19 protein-coding genes are annotated in these 22419 nt (G+C 74.9%); 4 read left to right on the forward strand and 15 right to left on the reverse strand.

What is annotated here, in order from left to right:
* Window positions 1–40: 40 nt before the first annotated feature.
* From ACWCOM_RS00595 to ACWCOM_RS00635, 9 genes are all read right to left on the reverse strand, one after another.
* Window positions 41–2446 (reverse strand): hypothetical protein, encoded by a 2406-nt coding sequence (locus ACWCOM_RS00595; RefSeq protein WP_454546791.1) that lies wholly within the window; start codon window positions 2444–2446, stop codon window positions 41–43.
* Window positions 2443–4272, reverse strand: coding sequence for an ABC transporter ATP-binding protein (locus tag ACWCOM_RS00600; protein ID WP_454546792.1), 1830 nt, complete (start codon window positions 4270–4272; stop codon window positions 2443–2445). Before ACWCOM_RS00600 ends, ACWCOM_RS00595 begins: the two co-directional genes overlap by 4 nt.
* The gene (locus ACWCOM_RS00605; RefSeq protein ID WP_454546793.1) at window positions 4269–5558 is read right to left on the reverse strand and encodes a glycosyltransferase family 4 protein; all 1290 of its coding nucleotides are present in this window, start codon (window positions 5556–5558) and stop codon (window positions 4269–4271) included. The genes ACWCOM_RS00600 and ACWCOM_RS00605 overlap by 4 nt, the downstream gene beginning before the upstream one ends.
* Window positions 5558–6853: a glycosyltransferase gene (locus tag ACWCOM_RS00610; protein ID WP_454546794.1), complete on the reverse strand. Its 1296-nt coding sequence runs from the start codon at window positions 6851–6853 to the stop codon at window positions 5558–5560. Before ACWCOM_RS00610 ends, ACWCOM_RS00605 begins: the two co-directional genes overlap by 1 nt.
* Window positions 6850–8061 carry a glycosyltransferase family protein gene (locus tag ACWCOM_RS00615; RefSeq protein ID WP_454546795.1) on the reverse strand — a complete coding sequence of 404 codons (1212 nt, stop codon included), beginning with the start codon at window positions 8059–8061 and terminating at the stop codon, window positions 6850–6852. Before ACWCOM_RS00615 ends, ACWCOM_RS00610 begins: the two co-directional genes overlap by 4 nt.
* A 134-nt stretch (window positions 8062–8195) precedes the next feature.
* Window positions 8196–8864, reverse strand: coding sequence for a response regulator transcription factor (locus ACWCOM_RS00620; protein WP_454546796.1), 669 nt, complete (start codon window positions 8862–8864; stop codon window positions 8196–8198).
* 9 nt (window positions 8865–8873) lie between these two features.
* Window positions 8874–10520, reverse strand: a complete 1647-nt coding sequence (locus tag ACWCOM_RS00625) for a sensor histidine kinase (RefSeq protein WP_454546797.1) — start codon at window positions 10518–10520, stop codon at window positions 8874–8876.
* A 76-nt stretch (window positions 10521–10596) separates the two neighbouring features.
* A complete protein-coding gene (locus tag ACWCOM_RS00630) occupies window positions 10597–12468 on the reverse strand; it encodes a DEAD/DEAH box helicase (RefSeq protein ID WP_454546798.1) in 1872 nt (623 codons plus the stop codon).
* A 239-nt stretch (window positions 12469–12707) separates the two neighbouring features.
* Window positions 12708–14219, reverse strand: a complete 1512-nt coding sequence (locus tag ACWCOM_RS00635; RefSeq protein ID WP_454546799.1) for a DUF2079 domain-containing protein — start codon at window positions 14217–14219, stop codon at window positions 12708–12710.
* A gap of 6 nt (window positions 14220–14225) precedes the next feature.
* Here ACWCOM_RS00635 and ACWCOM_RS00640 point away from each other — a divergent pair, with 6 nt between their 5' ends.
* Window positions 14226–15218 carry a DNA-3-methyladenine glycosylase family protein gene (locus ACWCOM_RS00640; RefSeq protein ID WP_454546800.1) on the forward strand — a complete coding sequence of 331 codons (993 nt, stop codon included), beginning with the start codon at window positions 14226–14228 and terminating at the stop codon, window positions 15216–15218.
* Window positions 15219–15280: 62 nt separating this feature from the next.
* A complete protein-coding gene (locus tag ACWCOM_RS00645) occupies window positions 15281–16000 on the forward strand; it encodes a VIT1/CCC1 transporter family protein (protein WP_454546801.1) in 720 nt (239 codons plus the stop codon).
* A 77-nt stretch (window positions 16001–16077) separates the two neighbouring features.
* On the opposite strand, the gene ACWCOM_RS00650 is transcribed toward ACWCOM_RS00645, so the two are convergent.
* Complete coding sequence (locus ACWCOM_RS00650; RefSeq protein ID WP_454546802.1) at window positions 16078–16455, reverse strand: thioredoxin family protein; 378 nt, start codon at window positions 16453–16455, stop codon at window positions 16078–16080.
* Window positions 16456–16618: 163 nt separating this feature from the next.
* Between ACWCOM_RS00650 and ACWCOM_RS00655 the strand changes: the two genes are divergently transcribed.
* A complete protein-coding gene (locus ACWCOM_RS00655; RefSeq protein WP_454546803.1) occupies window positions 16619–17656 on the forward strand; it encodes an LLM class flavin-dependent oxidoreductase in 1038 nt (345 codons plus the stop codon).
* Between the two features lie 15 nt (window positions 17657–17671).
* On the opposite strand, the gene ACWCOM_RS00660 is transcribed toward ACWCOM_RS00655, so the two are convergent.
* Together ACWCOM_RS00660 and ACWCOM_RS00665 are read right to left on the reverse strand one after the other, a co-directional pair.
* Window positions 17672–18364 (reverse strand): class F sortase, encoded by a 693-nt coding sequence (locus ACWCOM_RS00660; protein WP_454546804.1) that lies wholly within the window; start codon window positions 18362–18364, stop codon window positions 17672–17674.
* A gap of 86 nt (window positions 18365–18450) precedes the next feature.
* Complete coding sequence (locus ACWCOM_RS00665) at window positions 18451–19134, reverse strand: hypothetical protein (RefSeq protein WP_454546805.1); 684 nt, start codon at window positions 19132–19134, stop codon at window positions 18451–18453.
* An 823-nt stretch (window positions 19135–19957) separates the two neighbouring features.
* Between ACWCOM_RS00665 and ACWCOM_RS00670 the strand changes: the two genes are divergently transcribed.
* On the forward strand, window positions 19958–20197 hold the full coding sequence (locus tag ACWCOM_RS00670; protein WP_454546806.1) for a hypothetical protein: 240 nt from the start codon (window positions 19958–19960) through the stop codon (window positions 20195–20197).
* A gap of 151 nt (window positions 20198–20348) precedes the next feature.
* Here ACWCOM_RS00670 and ACWCOM_RS00675 read toward each other — a convergent pair whose 3' ends face one another.
* From ACWCOM_RS00675 to ACWCOM_RS00685, 3 genes are all read right to left on the reverse strand, one after another.
* Window positions 20349–20966, reverse strand: a complete 618-nt coding sequence (locus ACWCOM_RS00675) for a hypothetical protein (RefSeq protein ID WP_454546807.1) — start codon at window positions 20964–20966, stop codon at window positions 20349–20351.
* Between the two features lie 15 nt (window positions 20967–20981).
* Window positions 20982–21944, reverse strand: a complete 963-nt coding sequence (locus ACWCOM_RS00680) for a hypothetical protein (RefSeq protein ID WP_454546808.1) — start codon at window positions 21942–21944, stop codon at window positions 20982–20984.
* Between the two features lie 203 nt (window positions 21945–22147).
* Window positions 22148–22417, reverse strand: a complete 270-nt coding sequence (locus ACWCOM_RS00685) for a hypothetical protein (RefSeq protein ID WP_454546809.1) — start codon at window positions 22415–22417, stop codon at window positions 22148–22150.
* Window positions 22418–22419: the final 2 nt, after the last annotated feature.

Genomic DNA, 22419 nt, shown 5'->3' on the forward strand with positions numbered 1-22419 from the left:
CGGAACGGCTTGAGGCGGGCATGAGAACATGAGAGGCCTCTCAGGAAAGCAGCGCGTCGAGCAGCTCCTGCGCCAGGGCCCGCCACCGCGGGCGGAACGCGTAGACGCAGGCGAGCCGCAGCCGGGTCGCGTCGGCGTGGACGGCGAGGCGCCCCGGCTCGGCGCCCAGCCGGCCGGCCACCACGGCCACGGCCTCCTGTCCCGCCGCCCGCAGCGGGGCGTCGAGCAGTCCCTGGGCCGCCCGCAGCTCCAGGTGGACGGAGAGGTTGGCGAGGTCGAGCTCCGGCTCGCCGAGAGCCGCCGTGTCGAAGTCCAGCAGCCCGAGCCGGGCGCCGTCGAACAGCAGCTGCTTGTCGTGCAGGTCCCGGTGCAGCACGGCCCGGCCGCGCCGGCCCGCGGGCGCGGCGGTGAGCTCCTCGCCGAGCCGGTGGGCCAGCGCGGCGACCGCTCCCCGTGGTGCCTCGAGCAGACCCGGGAACGCATCGAGGTGGCCCGCCCACCGGGCCAGGGTGCGGGCCTCGTCCTCGGCGGTGTGCCGGGGCAGGGACCCCGCCCCGGGCCCGGCGGCGGCCAGGTCCGGCCAGCGCTGCGCCCACTGCGCCCACGCGGCACGGTACGCGTCCGCCGCACCGGCGGCGCCCAGCTCGTGCAGGCTCCGCCCGGGCAGCACGGAGAAGTCGACCCGGTGCCCGGTCCGGTCCAGGACCTCGGGCACGGCGAGGCCCGCCGCGGTGCCCAGCCCGTGCAGCCGCCCGGACAGCTCGGCCACCTGCCCGGCCCGTCCCCGGGCGAGGACCTTCACGAAGCGGTCCGGGGCCGCGACCACGGCCCGTCGGCCGTGCCGGTGCACGACCACCCGCCCGCCCGCCGCGGCCGCGGCCGCGAGCCCCGGCAGGCGCGGGTCCTCGGCGTGGGGCAGGACCCGGACGGCCGCCGGGGCCCCCGCCCCGGGTCCGGCCGCCCCGGCCCGGACGCGCCCGTGCTCGTCCTCGAGCTCCAGCACGAGCCCGCCGCGGTCCGTGGGCCAGGCGCGGCGCACCCACAGGGGGCGCCCGTCGGCGTCCGGGACGGTCTCCGGCACGCGCACCGGAGCGGCGCCGGGGCGCGTGCGGACGGTGCGCCCCGGCACGGCCGGCGGTGTCCTCCGGGCCCGCGCCACCAGCCGCTCCGCCAGCAGGAGCCGCCGACCGGTGCGCTCCCGCCAGTCCGGCGCGGTGGAGCGGAAGGGCTCCATCGACCGCGCCAGGACGTGGAACGCGGCCCAGGCCAGGATCTCGGGCCACGGCGGGAGCGCCGCCACGGACCCGTAGCCGTCCGTCAGGGCGCCGGTCAGCGGGAGCTCCCCCGGGCCGGCCGGGGCCTCCACGGCCCCGGCCTCGAGCAGCTCGACGGCGAGGAAGCCGCCGAGGTCGTCCGCCGCCGCACCGGTGCGCACCCGGTCGAGGTCGGCGAGCCGCAGCCCCGGCGCCCCGCGGAGCGCGCCGCCGTGCACGAGCACCTGGTCCGCGGAGAAGTCCCCGTGGAGCAGGCGCACCGGGGCCCCGGGGCCCGCTGCGACCGCCGCGGCGACGGCCTGCCCCACGCGGGCGCCGCGCGCGGCCGCCCGCGGGTCGAGGGCCGAGAGGTCGGCGGCCAGGCGGCGCAGCTTCCGGCCGGCGTCCAGGGGGGCGCCGACCCGGGCGGCGCCGAGCAGCGACGGGCCCCGCACGTGCAGCGCGGCCAGGGCGGCGCCCGCGGCGGCGGCGGCCCCGAGCACCGGCCCGCCGGGTGCGGGCGGGCCGGCGGCGGCGTGGGCGGCGAGGTCCCCGTCCCCGAACCAGGGGTAGTGCAGCACGTGCGGTGAGACCGGGAGCCCGGGGACGGCCACCGGGGCGAGGACCGGCAGCCCGGCGGCGGCGAGCCGGGCCAGCAGGGCCGGGTCCGCTCCGGACGGGCCGGCCGTGATCTTCGTGACCAGGCGGGGGCCGGGTCCCGCGGGGGTCGTGAGCACCGTGCGGCGGCGGGGGTTGTAGCGCAGCAGCCGCGCGGAGTCCCCCGGCTGCCCGAGCCGCTCGGCCCGCCCCGGCCCGAGCGCGGCGAGCGGTCGCCGCAGGTCCGGGTCCGCGTGGACCCGCCCCACGGCCAGCCGGTGCCCGGGCAGCTCCGGCAGGTCCGCGACCAGCACGGGCGCGCCGCGCCCGGGCCGTCCGGGCCCGGTGCGCGCCAGGATCTTCTCCAGCCTGTCCCGCCCGGGCGCGGAGGGCGCGAAGGTCGCCGCCCAGTGCACCGCGCCGGTCGCGCCGACGTCCGCGCGGGCCACGGCCGAGACCCCCGGTTTGTACCGCAGCCGGCTCGTCCGCAGCCGTCCGCCCAGCGCGGGGCCGAAGAGCTCGGTGAGCCGGCCGGCGTCGAGAAGCACGGCCAGGGCGGGCAGGCTTTCCCAGGAGTCGGGCAGGTGCGAGCTCACGAGCGGACCTCCCGGCGGTCCTGCGCCCGCTGCTGCTCGACCCACGCGGCGAACACACCGTCCGGGCGGGCGTGCAGCTCCTCGGGCGTGCCGTCGAGCAGGATGCGGCCGTCCTGGACCCACAGCACCCGGTCGGCCGCGAGCGCCAGGGCGGCGTCGTGGGTCACGGCCAGGGAGGTGCGGCCGCGCACGAGGCGCCCGACGGCGTCCAGCACGTCCCGGGCCGCCCGGGGGTCCAGCCCGGTGGTGGCCTCGTCGAGCACCACGACCGGGGCGTCCCGCAGCAGGGCCCGCGCGATGGCCAGCCGCTGGCGCTGCCCGCCCGAGAGCGTCGCCCCGCGCTCCCCCACCGGGGTGTCGTAGCCCTGCGGGAACGCCGTGATGAACCCGTGGGCCTGGGCGGCCGAGGCCGCGGCCTCGACCTCCGCGTCGGTGGCCTGCGGGCGGCCGAGCCGGATGTTCTCCCGGACGGTGCCGTGGAACAGGACGGGCTCCTGCAGCAGCAGGGCGGTGCTGCCGCGCACGGTCCCGAGGCTGAGCCGGCGCAGGTCGTGGCCGTCGAGGGTGACCGCGCCGGCGACCGGGTCCATCATCCGCACGAGCAGGGAGACCAGGGTGGACTTCCCGGAGCCGGACGGGCCCACCACGGCCACGTGCTGACCCGCCGGGATCACGAGGTCGACGTCGCGCAGCACGGCACGGCCGTGGCCCCGCGGGCCGCCGTAGGCCGCGTCCACGCGGCGGAGGGCGATCTCGCCGCGCACCCGCGGCAGGACCAGGGCGTCCGGGGCCTCCCGCACGTCCACGGCCTCGTCCAGGAGGTCGGCCACCCGCTCCCCCGACGCCGCGGCGCGGGCGATCCGCCCGGTGTACTTGGCCAGGTCCCGCAGGGGCTTCATGCAGGTCTTCAGGTACGTCGTGAACAGGACCAGGTCGCCCAGGCTCATCGCGCCCTCGAGCACCCGCAGGCCGCCGCCGAAGAGCACCGCGGCGGTGGCCACGCCCACGATCACGTCGGTGACCCGCTCGAGCGAGGCGGCCAGCCGGCGGGACTGCACGCCCTGGACGAGGGCCTGCCGGTTGGAGCGGCCGAAGGAGTCCGCCATGTGCTCCTCCAGCCCGTAGGCCTGGACCGTGCGGATCGCGCCGAGGGACTCGTGGGCGGTGTTCGCCAGGGCGCCCTCCCCCTGCCGGGTCCGGCGCGAGGCCTCCGTGATCCTGGCGGAGGAGCCGCGCCCCACCAGCAGGAACGCCAGGATCGCCGCCACCACCACGAGGGCCAGCAGCCAGTCGAGGAAGAGCATCACCGTGCACATGACCACGAGGGTGATGACGTTGGCCAGCAGCGGCAGGCCCGCGGTGACGGCGACCTCCTGGAGCTTGCCGATGTCGGAGACGAGGCGCTGGACCGTGTCCCCCGCCCGGGAGACCGAGTGGTAGCGGTCCGAGAGCGCCTGGACGTGCGCGAAGACCCGTGCGCGCAGGGCGGTGGAGACCCGGGAGCCGACGAGCGCGAACGCGACCGTGGCGAGGTAGTTGGCGAGGGCGCGGAAGCCGACCACCGCGACCGTGGCCAGCCCGGCGGCCAGGAGCAGCTGCCAGGAGGCCTCCGGGATCCACGGGTCGACGCCGCCGGCGCCGAGGGACAGGGAGATCGCGTCGACGACGATCTTGAGCGGCCAGGGCTCGAGCACGCGCAGCGCCACCTCGGCCAGCAGCACCACGATCCCGCCGGCGGCGAGCAGCCGGTGCTCCCGCAGGTGGGGGCCGAGCAGCCCGAGGGTGCGCCGGAGGGACCGGCGGGCCGGCCGCCCGCCCCCGCTCACCGCGGCGCTCCGGCGGTGGCCGGGCGCGTGGCGGCGCTCCCGCCCGGCGGCGCTCCGCCGGAGCCCGGGCCGACGGGACGCGGGCCGGTCGCGGGCGGGCCGGCCAGGCGCGTGCCGGTGAGGATGTCGTCGAGCACCGCGGTCCAGGAGCGCCGGGCCACCGCGTCCCGCCGGCCGGCCCGCCCCATCGCCCGCCGCCGGTCGGGATCGGCCACGAGCGCGTCGACGGCCGCGGCCAGCGCGGCGGGGTCCGAGGGCGCCACGAGCAGACCGGTGACCCCGTCCCGGACGGCGGACGGCACCTGCCCCACGCGGGACGCGACGACCGGGAGGGCGGCGGCGGCGTACTCGTGGATCTTCAGCGGTGAGAAGTACTGGTCCTCGGCGTCCGCCGTGGCGGGGTAGGGCGCCACGGCCACGGCGCAGCCGGCCAGCAGCGCGGGCACCGCGGCCGGGGGCACGGCGCCGGTGAACTCGGCCTCGACGCCCAGCGCGGCGGCCAGCTCCTGGAGGGACGCCCGCTGCGGCCCGTTGCCCACCACGCGCAGGCGCCAGTCGGTGGCCGCGCCCGCCCGGGCGCGGAGCAGGTGCTCCACGCCGTGCCACGGCTTGAGCGTGCCGACGAAGACGACGACCGGCGGCTCGGGGTCCGGTCCGCGGGCGGCCGAGTCGCGGCTGGGGAGGATGCGCGCCACGTTCACGCCGTTGGGGGCGACCAGGACCCGCCCGGCCGTGCCGCCGGCGGCGGCCGCGGTGCGCTCCACCCAGCGGGCCACCGGCGCGGAGACGCAGGCCGTGCGCTCGGCCGCGGCGACCTGCGCGGCGAGCGCGGCCCGGGCGGCGTCCTCGTCCACGAGGTCGCGGTGGGTCCGCTGCTCGTCGACGAGGGGCGCGTTGACCTCCAGGACGCCCGGGACGCCGAGCGCGCCGGTGATCTCGGCCAGGGCGGTGGAGAACAGGGAGTACCGCTCGTGGACCGCGTCCGCGCCGTCGGCGACGACCCGCGCGGCGATCCGGCGGGCGGCGTCGGCCTGGGCGCGCTCCCGGGCCGCGACCCGCTGCGCCCGCCCGGGGCCGGTCCCGGCGGGGGCCGGCGGCACCGGGACGTGGACGACCGGGACGTCGGCGAGGTCGGCGGGCACCTGCTCCCCGAGGCGGGTGGCGTAGAGACGGACCTCGGCGCCGCGGGCGCGCCAGGCGCGCAGGATCTCCTGCACGTGGACGGAGGCGCCCTTCGTGCCGAACACGGGGACGCCGGGGTCGGCGCAGACGTAGGCGAGGCGCATCAGCGGTCGGCTCCTTCGGTGGCCGGGACGGGTCCGTGGGTGCGTCCCGGGCCGGGGGCCCGGACGGCGCCCGGGCGGGACGGGTCCGGCGGCAGCAGCGCCCGCAGGGCGGCGGCCTGACCGGCGGCGTCGTGGTGCCGGGCGACGACCGCGCGGGCGGCGCGGGCCGCGCCCACCCGGTCGAAGCCGGGGTCGGCGACCGCGGCGAGCGCCCCGAGGAGCGCGTCGTCGTCGTCGGCGGGCACGAGGATCCCGGTGCGCGGGGCCTCGTTGCGGACCACCTCGGGGATGCCGGTGACGTCGCTGGCGATCACGGGCACGCCCATGGCCATCGCCTCGAGCAGCACCGTGGGCAGCCCGTCGGCGTTGCCGTCGGCGCCGATCGTGCACGGGGCCGCGAAGACGTCCGCGGTGCGCAGCAGCCGCCCGACCTCGGCCTGGGTGCGGGGCCCGACCAGCTCGACGACGTCATCGGCCCCGAGCTCCGCGACCAGGGCGCGCAGCGGGGCCTCCAGCTCGCCCCCGCCGGCCACGGTGACGGCCGGGCGCCCGCCCAGATCCCGGTACCGGGCGGCCGCCCGCACGAGGCGGTCGAAGCCCTTCTTCTCCACGAGCCGTCCCACGGCGACGACCCGCAGGGTCCCGCCCACCGGCCCCGGGTCCCGGTAGGGGAAGCGGTCGAGCTCCAGGCCGTTGCGCACGAGCCGCAGCCGGTGGGCGTGCGCGGGGAACGCGGCGGCCAGGTGCCGCCGGTTGTACTCGGAGATCGTCACCACGTGCTCCGCCCGCTCGAGGGTGCGGCGCAGCCGGGCCGGGTCCACGGACTCGTGGAAGATGTCCTTCGCGTGGGTCGTCACCGAGAACGGCACCCCCGTGAGCCGGGAGGCGATCTCGGCCACGTGCGCGGCGAGGGTCGCGAAGTGCGCGTGCAGGTGGGTGATGCCCTGCTCCACGACCCGGACGGCCAGCGCCACCCCCTGGTGGACCTCCGAGGCCTCCGTGCCGGCCAGCTCGGGGAGCAGCGCGGCGAAGCGGGGCCCGAAGCCGGGGACCGTCCGCGCCGCGCGGGCCAGCACGGCCCAGCCGTCGGCGGCCCGCTCGGGGCGGTCCACGTGGTGCACCGGCGCCTGCACGCGGGCCAGCTCGGGGTGGAACCGGGGGTCGGTGCTGTGCCGGAGGGCGAAGATCGTCAGGTCCTCGCCCTGGGCCTCCCGGGCCAGGACCTCGGTGACGACGAAGGTCTCCGAGAAGCGGGGGTAGACCTTCAGCACGTAGCCGATCCGGTGGCCGCTCACCGGAGCCCCCCGGCACGGGCGGGGACGGCGGCGGCCGGCACCGGCGGCGGGGCCGCGGGCAGGAGCCGGGCGGCGAGCACGGGCACCGTGCGCAGCCCGTCGAGCTGCAAGTGCCGGCGCAGCCGCACGGTGCCGACCACCCGGTGCAGCCAGCCGCTGAGCGCGGCGCCGGTGAGGTCGTCGGCGCCGAGCACGTCCACGGCGCCGTGCGCCTGGAGGGCGCGGGCCCGGATCAGCTGCTCCTGCCGGGGCCGGTCGCGCGGCACCAGCAGCGCGGGGGTGTTCGTGGTGAGGATCTCGGCCACGGAGTTGTAGCCGCCCATGGACACGACCGCGCTCGCCTCCACCACCTCCGCGAGCGCGTCCGGGACGGAGGGCAGGACGAGGGTCCCCGGGCGGGCGGCGGCCCGCACCTGCTCGGCCTGCTCCGCGGGCATCTGCGGGCCCGTGATCACCACGTGCCGGTAGCCGTGCGGCACCGGGGCGCATGCGGCGGCGAGGGTCAGGCGGTGGCCGTCGCAGCCTCCGCCGGCCATGGTCAGGACGTAGGGGCGGTCCACGCCGCTCGTCCGCGGCCCGGCCGCCCGGCCGGCCGCGAGGTAGCCGGTGTGGCGGACCAGGTCGGCGAGCGCGGCGGGGATCTCGCCGGAGGCGACCGGGTCGTGCACCGCGCGGTCGCCGTAGACCCAGATCTGGTCGTAGACGTCCCGCACGGCGTCCAGGTCACCGAGCGCGGCCCACTCGCGGGCGGCGGCGGCGGGCTCGTCGAGGACCTCGCGCAGGCCGAGGACCACGACCGTCTCCGGGCTCTGCGCCCGCAGCCGCCGCAGCGGTGCGAGCAGCTCCCGGTCCACGCCCCAGGCGTGGCGGTCGACGACGACGAGGTGCGGGCGGAAGCCCGTGAGGGCGGCGTCCACCATGCCCGAGCGCAGGGCGGTCAGGTGGGCCATGTCCACGGAGAGGTTGCGGGGGGTGTAGCCGCGGTCGCCCTTGCGGATGCCGGGCAGCACCACCCAGTCGAAGCCGTCGGGGCGCCCGTAGGAGGTGGCGGCGTCGATGCCGGTCAGCAGCATGCCCGTCACGGGGCGCCCGGTCAGCGCCGGCAGGTGCTGGGCGAGGGACCGGGCGAGCGCCAGGTTCCGGCGGGTGTGGCCCAGGCCCTGGGAGTCGTGCGAGTACAGCACCACCCGCAGCTCGTCGTCGCTCATCGTGTCCTCCTCGGGGGTGGCGCCGGCGGTTCCGGCGCCGGTGCGGCTGCCGCCCACTGTGCGGGAGGGACATGATGAGAACATGAGCCGTCGATGAAAAGGTTCTCATCTGCGCCGTACCGGGCCCGCTCCCCTCACAGCTTGGCGAGCCGGTACCCCGCGCCGCGGACGGTGACGATGCGCTCCGCGCCGAGCTTGTTGCGCAGGTAGCGGACGTAGACGTCCACCACGTTGGACGAGCCGTCGAAGTCGTAGCCCCAGACCTTGTTGAGCAGCTGGTCTCGGGTGAGCACCTGGCCGGGGCTCTCGAGGAAGGCCCGGGCCATCGCGAACTCCCGGGCCGAGAGCTCGATCTGCCGGCCCTCGAGCACCGCGCACCGGGTCCCGGTGTCGAGGGCGAGCCCGCCGTAGCGCAGCTCGTCGGCGCCCTGGTCCCCGGCCGCCCGGTCCCGGAGCCGGGCCCGCACGCGGGCCAGCAGCTCCTGGAAGCGGAACGGCTTGGCGAGGTAGTCGTCGGCGCCCTGCTCCAGCCCGGCGACGGTGTCCTCGACGGAGTCGCGGGCGGTGCACATGACCACCGGGATCGAGAAGCCGAGGGAGCGCAGCGTCGAGAGCACCTGGAAGCCGTCCATGCCGGGCAGGCCCACGTCGAGGACGAGCAGGTCGAACTCCCCGGTGCTGGCGTAGTCGAGGGCGCTCGCGCCGTCCTCGACCACCGTGGTCGTGTAGCCCGCGGCGCGAAGGCCCTTCTGGATGAAGCGCGCGATGCGCTCCTCGTCCTCGGCGATGAGGATGCTGGCCATGGGGTTCCTCTACTTCCCGGGGGATGCGGTGGTGGCGTGGGGGCCCGGCGCCGCCGGCGCGGGCCCGGCGGGGTCGTGCCCGGTGGGGTCCTGCCCGGTGGGGTCGTGCCAGGCGGGGTCCTGCCCGGCGGTGCCGGAGGCGGCCGCGAGGACGGGCGGGGGGCCGGGCAGGCGGAGGGTGAACGTGGATCCGTTCCCGGGGCTCGAGCGCAGTCCCACGGACCCGCCGTGGCCGTGGGCGATGGCGGCCACGATGGCGAGCCCGAGCCCGGAGCCCTCCACGGTGCGCCCGGTCTCGGCCCGGGCGAAGCGCTCGAAGATCCGCTGCTGGTCCTCCGGCGCCACGCCCACGCCCGTGTCCCGGACCCACACCTCGAGCCGGCGCACGGGCACGTCCGTGCCGGGCGCCGCCGGTTCGGTGGCCCACGCGGCGCCCAGCGCCACGAGGTCCCCGGGGGCGGAGAACTTCACCGCGTTGGCCGCGAGCTGCAGGACGGCCTGGGTGAGCCGCTGCGCATCGGCCAGGACCCGCCCCTCCGCCCGGGCCTCGAGCTCCCAGCGCCGGTCCCCCAGCGCCCGCAGTCGGTCCATGGTGTCGTCGAGCCACGGGGACACCTCGACGGTGCCGGGGCGGACGAAGTCGGGGCGCTGGGACTTCGCGAGCAGCAGCAGGTCCTCCACGAGCCGGTTCATCCGCTCGATCTCGTCGAGGAGCATCGCCCGGACCTCCTCGACGTCCTCCGGGTCCCGCTCGTCCATCAGCTCGAGGTTGCCGTGCAGGATCGTCAGGGGGGTGCGCAGCTCGTGGGCGGCGTCGTCGAGGAACTGGCGCTGCTGGACGAAGGCCGTCTCGATCCGGCTCAGCATCGCGTTGAAGTTCGAGGCGAGCTGGCCCACGTCGGAGTCGTCCTGGGCCACGGGCACGCGCCGGCCGAGGTCGTCCGGGCTGATCTGCTCGGTGGCCCGGCGCAGGCGGGTGATCGGGGCGGTGACCCGGCCGACGAGCACGTAGGCGGCGAGCCCGGCCACGACCATCGTGAGGGTGCTGATGCCCAGATAGCGCCACAGCGAGTCCAGGACGATCCCGCGCTGGGCGCTCATGTCGAAGCCGACCACCAGGTAGCCCTGCCGGGGGTCCTCGTCCAGGACCACGGAGATGACACCGAGGCGCAGCGCCCGCCCGTCCTGGTCGTGCTCGAAGACCACGGTCTGCCCCGGCCGCGCCCGGTCCCGGACCGCGGCCAGCGTGGCGGGGTCGTCGAGCTGGAACCGGGACCGGTCGGCGTGCTGGAACGCGGGCTCGCCCCCGACCAGGGCGAGGATGCTCTCGTGCTCGCCGGGGACCGTGGTGGTCATGAAGGTGTAGAAGAGCTGGGACAGGTCGGTGAACGGCTCGTCGGCGGGGGTGTCCAGGTCCTCGGAGGGCGAGGCGTCGGGGCCCAGCGGGCCCCGCTGGGCCAGCCGCTGCAGCTCCCCCGCCTCCTGGACGATGTCCTGGCGCGCGGACTCGTCGAGGTCGACCAGGCGCAGGTAGTGGGTCAGCCCGCCCACCGTGAGCAGCGCGACCGCCAGGAACACCAGGGTGGTGGCGAGCACCCTGCTGCGGACGGACTTCAGCTCCGCCCGCAGCCTCTCCCACCGCGGGCCCGCCGACATGAGCCCAGACTATCGGCGGCACATGAGAGGGGGATGAGCCGTGCGGCCCATCCCCCTCGAAAGCCCCGCTCCGGGCTCAGTAGTTCTTGTGGCGCGGCTTGCGGTGCGGCCGGTCGCCGTCGCGCTCCCCGGCCGCGTACCCGGGCTTGCGGCCCTGGTAGCCGCCGCGGGACTCCCCGCCCCGGGGCCCTCCGCGGCGGGGGCGGTCCGGGGAGGAGGAGGTGCTGCGCGGCCGGGCCCGGCCGCCGGCGCCCGGACCGCGGTCGGCCTCGAGCTGGATGAGCTCGCCGTTGATGCGGGTGCGGGAAAGCCGGTCCAGGGTGGAGGCGGGCAGGTTCTCGGGCAGGCCCACGAGGGTGTGCGTGGAGCGGATGTCGATCGCCCCGATCTGCTCGCCGCTCAGGCCGCCCTCGTTGGTGAGGGCGCCCACCACGGAGCCCGGGGACACGCGGTGGCGGTGGCCCACGGCCATCCGGTACGTGGCCATGCCCTTCTCGGCGCGCGGCTCGCGCCGCGGCCGGTCGTCCCCGTCCCGGCCCGGGCGCTCGCGGTCCCGGCTGCGCTGCGGCGGCTCGGGCAGCTCCTCCACGAAGAAGGGCCGCCCGTCCTGGGCCATCACGGCGATCGCGGCGGCGATCTCCACGGCGTCGACGTCGTGCTCGGCCTGGTACTGCTCGACGAGCTCGCGGAACTGGGCGAGGTCCTCGGACTCCCGGGTGTCCGTGATCTGCTGGGCGAACTTGTCCTTGCGGGTCCGGTTGACGTCCTCGGTGGAGGGCATGCGCATGAGCTCCACCGGCTGGCGGGTGGCCTTCTCGATGGCCCGCAGCAGGTACTTCTCGCGCGGGGTCATGAACAGGATCGCCTCGCCGGAGCGCCCGGCGCGGCCGGTGCGCCCGATCCGGTGCACGTAGGACTCGGTGTCGTGGGGGATGTCGTAGTTGACCACGAGGGAGATGCGCTCGACGTCGAGGCCGCGGGCGGCGACGTCCGTGGCCACGAGGATGTCGACCTTGCCCTCGCGCAGGGCCTCCACGGTGCGCTCGCGCATGTTCTGCGGGATGTCGCCGTTGATGGCGGCCGCGGCGTAGCCGCGGGCCTTGAGCCGGTCGGCGACCTCCTCGGTGGCGGCCTTGGTGCGCACGAAGACGATGACGCCGTCGTAGTCCCCGACCTCGAGGATGCGGGTCATGGCCTCCATCTTGTGCGAGCCCATGACCTGCAGGTAGCGCTGCCGGGTGTTGGTGCCCGTGGTGGTCTTGCCCTTGACCGCGATCTCCTGCGGGTCGCGCAGGTACTGCTTGGCGATCTTGCGGATGGCCGGGGGCATGGTGGCGGAGAACAGCGCGACCTGCTTCTCCACCGGCGTCTGGGCGAGGATCTCCTCGACGTCCTCGGCGAAGCCCATCCGCAGCATCTCGTCGGCCTCGTCGAGGACCACGTACTGCAGGTGGGACAGGTCCAGGGAGCCCTTCTTGAGGTGGTCGATCACGCGCCCGGGCGTGCCGACGACCACCTGGGCGCCGCGGCGCAGCCCGGCCAGCTGCGGGCCGTAGGGGGAGCCGCCGTAGACCGGCAGGACGGTGAAGTCCTCGAGGTGGCCGGCGTAGGAGGAGAAGGCCTCGCCGACCTGCAGGGCGAGCTCGCGGGTCGGGGCGAGCACCAGCACCTGGGTGTCGCGGGAGACGCCGTTGACGTCGGAGAGCTCGGCGAGCCGGGAGAGGGCGGGCACCGCGAAGGCCGCGGTCTTGCCGGTGCCGGTCTGGGCGAGGCCCACGACGTCCTTGCCCGCCAGCAGCGCCGGGATGGTCGCGGCCTGGATGGGGGTGGGGTTCTCGTAGCCGACCTCGTCGAGGGTCGCGAGCACCCGGGGGTCGACGCCCAGCTCGGCGAAGGTGGTGGTGTGCTCCTCGGCGGAGCCGGGCGCGGTGGAGGTGTCGGTGGTCATGGAGCGGTGCCTCGTTCTGTGCGGGTGGCGGCCCGGGAGCGTTCCCAGGGGCGTCGGCCACGGTCGTGGTGTCCGGACGTCCCTGCCAACCACTTGGAGCCCCGCGCGGGGCGGGAGCGTCGGACACGGCGCGGACGGGCCGCGGCCGAACACGATGCGCGGCACGGCATCGCGTTGCACGAGAAAGTGAGGGAGTGACCGGATTCGGTCCCACCACTCTATCGCACGGGGCGGCTTGTTCAGCCCCGGCGCCGCACGAGCACGAGGTGGTCCTGGTCACGCACCACCGTGTACTCGGCCCCGTAGCGCTGCCCGGCGTAGGAGGCGACGTCCCCGGGCGGGTTCCCGCCCCACGTGGCGCCCAGCCGGTCGACCACCACGTACTCCGGGGCGGGGTCCCCCGCGGAGCCCAGCCAGTGCACCTCGGCGCCGGGGACGAGGTGGTGGATCAGCGTCAGGTCCGTGGCCACGCTCGCCCCCCGGGGGACGGCGGCGAGGACCGCCTCCTTGGCGGGCGCGCGGGGGTCCGGCCGGTACGCGGCCGGGTCGGCGAGGTCGGCCAGCGGCCGGCCCGGGAGCAGCAGCAGCGCCACCGCCAGGGCCAGGGCCGGGGCCGCGCGGGCGAGCCGGTGCAGCCGCCCGTGCCGCAGGCGCAGCACGGCGTCGAGCAGGGCGAGCAGGACGACGGGCATCAGCACCGCGCTGTAGTGCCACCCCGTGCCCCAGTAGCCGTGGTTCGGGGAGAGCATCCGCCAGGCCAGCGTGGGCAGGGCCACCAGCGCCAGGGAGGAGCGCAGCACGAGCACCACCCCGGTGGCCAGCAGCGTCAGCCAGGTCAGCGCCTTCTGCCACGGCAGCACGAGGGAGACCAGCGCCCCCAGGGGGTCGGCCGCCGCGGCCGCGAGGTCGAGCCGGTCGGCGTAGGCGAAGCGGCCGTCCGGGCTGAGCGCGGGCAGCACCACGGCGACGGCCAGGACGGACCAGCAGAGCCCCCACCCGGCGAGGCCGAGACCGAGCAGTACCGGGCCGCGGCCCCCGTCCCCCTCCCGGTGGGCCCGCCGGGCGAGCACGAGGCCGAGCACCGCCACGGTCACGCCGAGGTCCTCCTTGACGAGGACGAGGGGCGCGGCCCACAGCGCGGCCGGCGTCCAGCGCCGCTCCACCAGGCATCCCAGGGCGAGCACCAGCAGCGGGAGGGCGAAGGCGACCTCGTGGAACTGCACCGCCACGGCGGCCTGCAGCCCGAAGCTGAGCCCGTAGGCCAGCCCGAGCGCCGCACCCGGCGCCGGGCCGAGACCCCGGACGGCGAAGCCGGTCAGCGCCGCCGCGGAGACGGCCACGAGCACGTCCTGGAGCACCACCAGCGTCAGCGCGGAGGGGAAGACGGCGTAGAGCGGGCCCAGCAGGACGAGGATCGGGTGGAAGTGGTCGCCCAGCAGGTTGGCGCCGTGCCCCTTCAGGTGCACGACCGGCCCGTGCCCGCCCGCGTAGGACTTGGCCAGCTGGGTGAAGATCCCCAGGTCCCAGGACGGGACCTCCCAGCGGTGCCACTGCAGCAGGGACCACCACACGTACAGGACCAGCACGAGCGCCCCCACGCCCAGGGGCACCAGCCGCGCCCGCCCGGTGAGGGGACCGGGCGGCGGGGCCGGGGCGGCGGGGCGCCGGAGGGCGGTGGCGGGCATGGCCTCCTCGGTGGCTGGGCGGGCCTCCCGGACCGGCGCGGCGCCGTCGGACAGGACTGCCATCATGGTCTCATGACCGCCCCCGCTCCCCCGTCCGCCGGCCCCCGGCCGGCCCGGCCCGCGGACGCCGAGCGGGTGTGGGACCCTGCGGGTGCCCTGCACCTGGGGCAGACCCTCGGGGTGCTCTCCCGCGGGTCCGGGGACCCGCTGGTCCGGGTGACGGCGCCCGACTGCGTGTGGGTGGTCGCCCGCACGGCGGCGGGACCGGTGACGGCCCGGTTCTCCCGGACCGGGGCGGGCCGGCCGCTGCAGCGGCCGGTGCTGGTGCGCGCCTGGGGCCCCGGGGCGCAGGCGTTCCTCGCGGAGGCCCCCCGGTGGGCCGGGGCGGAGGACTCGTGGGCGGAGTTCGAGGCCTCGGACGCCTTCCGCGCGCTGCCGCACCGGCTGGCCGCGGCGCGGCACCACCACCCGGGCCTGCGGCTGCCCTCGACCGGGCGGCTGCTGGACCGGGCGGTGCTGTCGGTGCTGGAGCAGCGCGTCACCGTGCGCGAGGCCGTGGCCGCGCACCGCCGGCTCGTCCGCCGTCACGGTGAGCCCGCACCGGGGCCGGCCCCGGAGGGGATGCGGATCCCCCCGACGGCCGAGGCGTGGCGCGCGGTGCCCTCGTGGGAGTGGCACCGGGCCGGGGTCGACGGCGCACGGGCGGCCACGGTCCGGCGCGTGGCCGAGCGGGCCTCCGCCCTGGAGCGCCTGGGCGGGGGTCCGCTGGACGCCGGTCTGCACCGGGCCCTGCGCTCGATCCCGGGCCTGGGCCCGTGGACGGCCGCGGAGATCCTCCAGTGCACGCACGGGGACCCGGACTCGGTCAGCGTCTTCGACTTCCACCTCGCGGACACCGTGTGCTGGTTCTTCGACCGCCGGCCCGGCGACGACCGGCGGATGCTCGAGCTGCTCGAGCCGTGGCGGGGCGATCGGCAACGGGTCGTGCGCCTGCTGCGGGCCTCGGGCTTCCGCAAGCCCTCCTTCGCCCCGCGGCTGCACCCGGAGGACCACCGGCACCGGTGACGTGCGGTGAGGACTTCCTGTCCTTCCTGGCGGGACGGCGCCGCCGCGCGTTCAATGGAGCCATGACGACCGACCACGTGATCGAGGAACCCCACGGTGCGGGCTACACCGAGCGGATGAACAAGCTGCGCGCCGGGGTCCTGGGCGCCAACGACGGCATCGTCTCGGTGGCCGCGGTGGTGGTGGGCGTGGCCGGCGCCACGACGAGCACCAGCGCGATCGCCCTGGCCGGGGGCGCCGCCCTGGTCGGCGGGGCCCTGTCCATGGCCCAGGGCGAGTACGTGTCCGTGTCCAGCCAGGCGGACTCCCACCGGGCCCTCGTCGAGAAGGAGAAGCAGGAGCTGATCGACATGCCCGAGGCCGAGCTGCGCGAGCTCGCCGAGATCTACCGGGCCAAGGGCCTGTCCGCCGGCACCGCCGGGCAGGTGGCGCGCGAGCTCACCGCGCACGACGCCCTGGCCGCGCACCTGGACGCGGAGCTCAACATCGACCAGGAGGACGTCGTCAGCCCGTGGGGCGCGGCGGTCGCCTCGGCGCTGTCCTTCCTCGTCGGGGCGCTGCTGCCCATGCTGGCGATCCTGCTGCCGCCGCCGGCCTGGCGGATCCCGGTCGCCTTCGTCGCCGTGCTCGCCGCCCTGGCCGTCACCGGTTGGCTGGGCGCCCGGCTCGGCGGCACCCCCCACCGCGGCCGCGCGGTGGTGCGCGTGCTGGCCGGCGGCGGGCTGGCCCTGGTGGCCACCTTCGCGCTCGGCTCGTTGTTCGGCGTCACCGGGGCCGCCTGACCGGGGCCCGTGTCCCGACGACGCCGGGCCCCGCCTCCGAGGAGGCGGGGCCCGGCGTCGTGCGGGCGGACCGGCGCTCAGGCCCCGGGCGCGTCCTGGGCGTGCTTGGCGACCTCCGCGCGGACCTCGTCCATGTCGAGGCCCTTGACGGCGTCGATCACCTGGTCGAGGGCGGAGGACGGCAGCGCGCCGGGCTGGGAGAACACGAGGATGCCCTCGCGGAAGGCCATGAGCGTGGGGATCGAGGAGATCTGCGCCGAGGCGGCGAGCATCTGCTGGTCCTCGGTGTCGACCTTCCCGAAGACGATGTCCTCGTGCTTCTCGGAGGCGGCCTCGTAGGTGGGCGCGAACTGCTTGCACGGCCCGCACCACTCGGCCCACCAGTCGAGCAGGACGATGTCGTTCTCGGCGATGGTCTGGCCCAGGGTGTCCTGGGTGATGTCAACGGTAGCCATGGGACCCAGCGTAGGGGCCGGGCCGGCCGGGGGCGCCGGATTTCACTCGTGGCTCAAGAGGGGCCGGCGCTGCTCCTACACTGAGGGGCACGACCACTGCGAGGCACGACCACTGCGAGGCACGACCACCGAGGGGCACGACCGAGGCGGGCGGAGGCGCACCATGGCATTCGAGATCGGCATCTTCTCCCTCGGGGAGGTGGCCCAGGACCCCGTCACCGGCGCCCGGCCCGGCACCCGGCAGCGGCTGGGGGACATGATCGAGCAGGCCGAGGCCGCCGAGCGCGCCGGCCTGGCGGTGATGGGCGTCGGGGAGAACCACGGCACGGACGTGGTGGCCGCCTCACCGGTGGTGCTGCTGTCCGCGATCGCCGGGCGCACCACCCGGTTGCGCCTCACCACCGCCGTGTCCGTGCTCACCGCCGGGAACCCCGTGCAGCTCTACGAGCAGATCGCGATGCTGGACAACATCTCGGGCGGGCGCGCCGAGCTGGTGGTGGGCCGCGGCGCGTCCGCGCGGGTGCTGCGCGCCCTGGGGCTGGAGGACCGGGACCAGGACGCGCTGTTCGAGCAGAAGCTGCGGCAGCTGCTGGAGCTGCTGGAGACCAGCCCCTCGACCTTCGACGGCCGGCTCGTCGGCCGCGAGGCGGAGCTCGACCTCCAGCCGCGGCCCCTGCAGGCGCGGCTGCCGGTGTGGCTGGGCTCCTCCGGCACCCTGCGCTCGGTGGTCCGCGCCGGGGAGCTGGGCCTGCCTCTCGCGCTGCTGCGCACGCACGGACCCCTCGCCGAGGCCCGTCCGGCCGTGGCGGCCTACCGCCGGGCCCTCGACGGGTCCGGGCGGGACCCGGACACCCCGGTGAGCCTCAACGTGCCCGGCTTCGTCGCCCGCACCCCCGAGCGGGCGCGGGAGCTCAGCTATCCCTACTTCGCGGCGGGGGCCCGCAGCCACGGCCCTGTCCTGGCCCGCGATCCCCGGTGGACCCGCGAGGAGTACGACCGGCAGTGCGCCCCCGCGGGCTCCCTCGTGGTGGGGGACGTGGACGAGGTCGTCGCGAAGATCCTGGCCCAGCGGGAGGCGCTGGGCCACGGGCGGCTGCTGCTGCGGATGGACGCCGGCGGGGTCCCCCACCACCTGGCGCTCGAGGCGATCACGCTGCTCGGCACCGAGGTGGTGCCCCGGGTGCGGGCCGCGCTGGGCTGAGCGCCCCGGCGGCCCTCAGGCCTGACCGGGGGGCACCGGCGAGGCCGTGAGCACGACGTTCTTGCCCCACAGGTCCTCGGTGTAGCAGCTGACGACGACCAGCCGGTCCGGCACGATCCGCCAGATGTCGCTGTCCTTGAGGGTGTTCTTGTCGTGGGTCACCACGGAGTCCACCTGGTACTCGAGGGTCCCGGTCTCGGTCTCCAGCTCGATCCGGCTGCCGACGAGCCCCGGGTCGCTCAGCCGGTTGAACGGGGCGTCACGCCCCTCCCAGCTGTGGCCCGTGATGTACGTGGTGTTCTCCGAGCCCTCCCCCGGCCGGCCGTACGGGGTGAGCCAGTAGCCGTCCAGGGTGTCCGGGGGGACGAGCATCTCGGTGGCCAGCTCCTGCTCGCTGGGGGCCAGGGGCAGCACCGCCACGTCGAGCTGGGCGTCGTCGACCCGCATCCGGACGGGCGCAGCGGCCTGCGGGCGGGAGGCGTCGGGCTCTCGCGCGGCCTCGGCGGCCGGGGCGCTCGGAGCCGTCGGGGCGGGTGCGGCGGTCGCGGACGCGGCGGGCGCCGGCGGGACGGGCTGCGGCGGGGTCGCGCCCAGCGGGTCCGTCAGCAGCACCGTGGACAGGAGCGCCGCGGCGCCGAGGCCGCCGGCCGCGGCCGCCCAGCGCGCCCCGGACCGGCGGCGCGGTGCCTGTTGCTGGGTGGGGTCCATGCGGAAGGCCTCCGTGCTCGGGCGGGCAGACGACTGCGCCCTGGCGCCGCGCGGGGGCGGCGCCAGGGCGTTTCAGCCTAGCGGGATCAGGCGCGGGCGCGGCGCACGCGGAAGGCCACGGCACCGGCCACGGCCGCGACGGAGGCCAGCAGCGCGGCGAGCACGCCGGCACCGGGTCCGTTCTCCTCGGCCGTCTGCATGTTGATGCCCTGGTTCACGCCGGAGGCGGAGTCGCCCTCGGCGCCGGTCCAGTCGCCGGCACCGGTCCAGTCGTCGGTGCCGGTGAGCAGACCGCCGCAGTTGCCCTCGAACAGGGCGAGGAGCGCGGCGCCGTCCTCCATGTAGACCTCGCCCTGGGCGCGGGCGTCCGTGGCGGCGGTCTGGAAGTTCGCGGCGGCGGCGGCGGAGGCCGCGGCGGCCGCGTCGACCGCCGGGTCCTCGGTGGCGTCCGCGTAGCCCTGCTGCAGCCCGAGGATCGTGTTCCAGGCGTCGCGCGCCGGGCCCATGGTGTCGGAGTGCACGATGGCGTTCTCGAGGTCGGCCTGCGCGGTCTCGAGCTGGGCGAGGGTGCCCGCGTCGGCCACGAGGGAGTTGAAGTGCACGCTCGTGTCGTGGAGGTGGTCGGCGGCGGTGACCAGGTTGCTCACGGTGGCGCTCGCCGCGGGGGCGGCGCAGGTGTCGGCGTGGGCCGCCGGAGCACCCAGGAACAGCCCACCCGCCAGCACCGCGGCCGACGAACCGGCGGCCACCCACTTCTTCACAGCAGTCATATCGGTACGTCTCCTCAGATCGTTCAGAACCCCGGGCCTGCCCCTGGGGTACCAGCGCGCGGCACAGTTCTCCTGGCGTCCCGGGTTCACGCACCGGCGGGATCGCGGCAGGGTTCGTCGTGCTGCCGGTTCATCCGGTGTGGGGGGTCCCGGCGCCCAGCTCGGGGAGTGCTGGAGCGCGGCCGGATGATGCTGTCGGTTCAAGCTACAAGGGTTTGCATCTTTTTAGCAATTGTTAATGGCTGGTCGGCGCGGCGGCCCCGCCGTGCCGTCCCCTCTTGCGGGGGCGTCGACCGCGCCACGGCGCGGCCCGTGCGCCCGCGGCACGGCACCGGCGGCGCCGCGGCCGCCGGCCCTCCCCCGGCCGGGCCCGGTCCCGGAGGCGCCCCTCCCGTCCCGGCGGCGAGGGACCGGGGCGGGCGCCCGCGCGGCGGTGCTTCCGGCGGCGGCCGGGTCACCGGGGCCCGGACATGGAAGAACACCCCGGACCGTGGGTCCGGGGTGTTCTCGGTGCCGCCAGGCGGCACTCGTGTGGCAGATGAGGGATTCGAACCCCCGTAGGCAATGCCAGCTGATTTACAGTTAGCCACGGTCGGTATTGGCATGTGCCGCCAAGTACCGCCCTATGGTGTTGCACCTGGTCAGAGCCGGGGGCATGTGCCGCGCTGTTATGTCAGGCACCTGCGCGTAGTGGGGCGCATGTGAGCAGAATGTGAACACCGGAGGACATGAGAGAGCCGGTCTACCGCGACACGGAGCAGCGTCCACCTACGCCCGTACACGAGGAGGGACGATGGGACTCTCTCATCGGAAGGAGTTGCTCATGTCCCCCAATTTCAGTCTCGACAGTTTCCAAGAACCCCGGAGCCCGAACCAGTACCGGGTCAAGACCACCGGGAAGGTGATGGACGCGGTGGCCATGAACAGCCGAGTGGCCAATCCCATCGAGTACCGCAAGGTGGGTGGCAAGTTGAACGTGCACGTAGTCACCCTGGCAGATCAGGAGACCGGAGAGCTCAAGACCTACCTTGCGAGCGCTGTGGAGCCCCTGGAGGTCGACTAGGCCGGCCTGCTACAAAAGGGTTCCTGATGCCAAGAAGCGTCGAGCTCCTTGTCGTAGCTGCGGCGGGGTGGCGACGCCGACCGGGAGCATAGATAGCCGGATCTGCGCCCATGCCTCCTACCCTCCCTCTCCTCACTTCTGTCCGCGGTGACTAGGCAGAGGAACGGACCGAGTGTCGCTGACGCGCCTTTGCGCGCTGCTCCTTGAGGTCGGCAATGGATGCACTAGGAGCGTCGAAGTCTGCGGAGAACATTTGCAGGTACACACCGAACAGCCGACGTGCCACTGCTAGAAAACCAATCGCTAGGTGCCCAAGGATCGCTACGAGAACGCCGGTCCCTACAAGCTGAATCCACTCGTACTGGGAGACGATGGGCAACGTGAGTCCGAGAACCAGTGCCCCCACCACCACGAGCGCCACCAGCATGGAGTACAGGCACGCCACAGCGGCTTCACCGATGTAGCGAGACAGGGTCGACCGGTACTCCCGATCTTCGTAGACCTTGAGGCGAAGGTTGGTCAGAGCAATAAACGCTGCAAGCAGGCCTGAGACAAACAGCCCGGTGGCAGCTAGCAGTGGCGCGACGGCGGTTCGTGGCATGGAGATTTCAAGGGCAATTGTGAGGCCACCAAGTGCAAGGGGCACGACATAGAGAGCGCCAAGGACCCCGAAGACACCAGCCTTGGTCTCGCCCCTCAACATGGCGGTGTAGTGGGTCTTAACGATCGGCCAGACACTGAACTGCTTGGTGCTGTCCCGCATGGTCACCCATCCCCTCTGTAGTTAGTCTTCCAGGCCTCTGGCCCACCAATCCCGCGCCAGATCGATGTCCAGCTCACGCAGTGTGTCCTCTGCCGCCTCCCGGGTTTCGTCTAGGAACTCATTCAGGCTGAGCCTGTCCTCAGTATCCAGCATGTACACGAACCGCGGTAGGGACTCCCCGATCGAGATCTTTCGGCCAGCTCCGTCTTCGACCACCGTCGCTGACACGGTGTCGAAGTCATCATCATTAAAGTCGGCCCGTCCGACAGCCTCTAGAAGACCTACCGATCGGTTACGGCGCGCACTCTCCAGGATCCGCCGGGAGATCCTCTCCTGGGTCCTAGTACCTCGTGCAATGGAGAGCACCAGCTGAAGCTTAGAGGCGGCCTCGTCTCCAGGCAGCCGGTGCCGCCTCTCGGCCGGATTATTGGACGTGAAGATCAGCTCCGACACCTGAGCCTCACCTCTCTCGAAGAGCTTGGCCCACGCAACAGAGTCTGCGACCTCGTGACCTACGCGGAGCACCTTACCCGTCTCATCCCGCATCAGGCGGGACAAGCGGTTCGAGAAGGGAACTAAGTGATGCTTGTTCGACTTCACTTCCGTCACGATCAGACCTTGGGTTCCGTACTCGGGCACCACCATGACCACGCGACCCTCCCGCAGAAGGGCATCCGTTGCTTCAACGCGACCGCGATCGGCACCGGTGGTTGAGTCCACGATCGTGAGATCGTCACCATAGCTACCGCCTCGCACGTCAACTACCAGGCACCATCCGGCTCTCTGCACCCGCCTCACCTTGAGAAAATCACTGCGCCGCTCGTCCGCATCCCCGTTGGCGGCGCACATGTTCGTGAGGAAGTTCTCCAGCCACCCGATGATCCCCTCCCCGCCGAAGTCAGGGCTATCAAACGTGAGTCGATCATCCGGACGGTAGTTCGGAGTGACAGCGAAGGTTGCGATTTTGTAGCCGAAGCTGGACATGGGGGCCCCTGGATCTGTGGTTGTTTCTGCTATCAGTCGTAGCACGCTGAGTGGAGCAAACAGCGGAACTCGCATGCGACGCGGCGCTCGGCACCCCTGCGCGAGCCACAATCACTCAGCTTGAGGTCCAGACAGGCGCGGGAGCGCCCTTGTCCGCGATGCCACAAAAGGGTTCCTAAGGGCAGGATGCGGCAGGCGTGGAATCAGAGCTGCGGTGGGGTGGCCATGCCAATCGGGGGGCGTAGCCGGCTTCGTGCCTCGGCCTCTGCCCGTTGGGCCTCAGTCGGCTCGGGCGCGGTGGTCATGAGCGCCAGGGCCTGGCCGACGTCGAGGGCTTCGGGGTGTGCGTTGAGGAAGGCCGCGAGGTCGGCCGCCCAGATCAGCGGGTTCTCGTCGGTGTCGGTCGGGAAGCCGTTGCGGAAGCGTTCGGGGATGGGGGCGCTGGAGGCGCGGCGGCGGCGTCGTGCGGGCATGG

This window comes from Kocuria sp. KH4 (assembly GCF_053711175.1).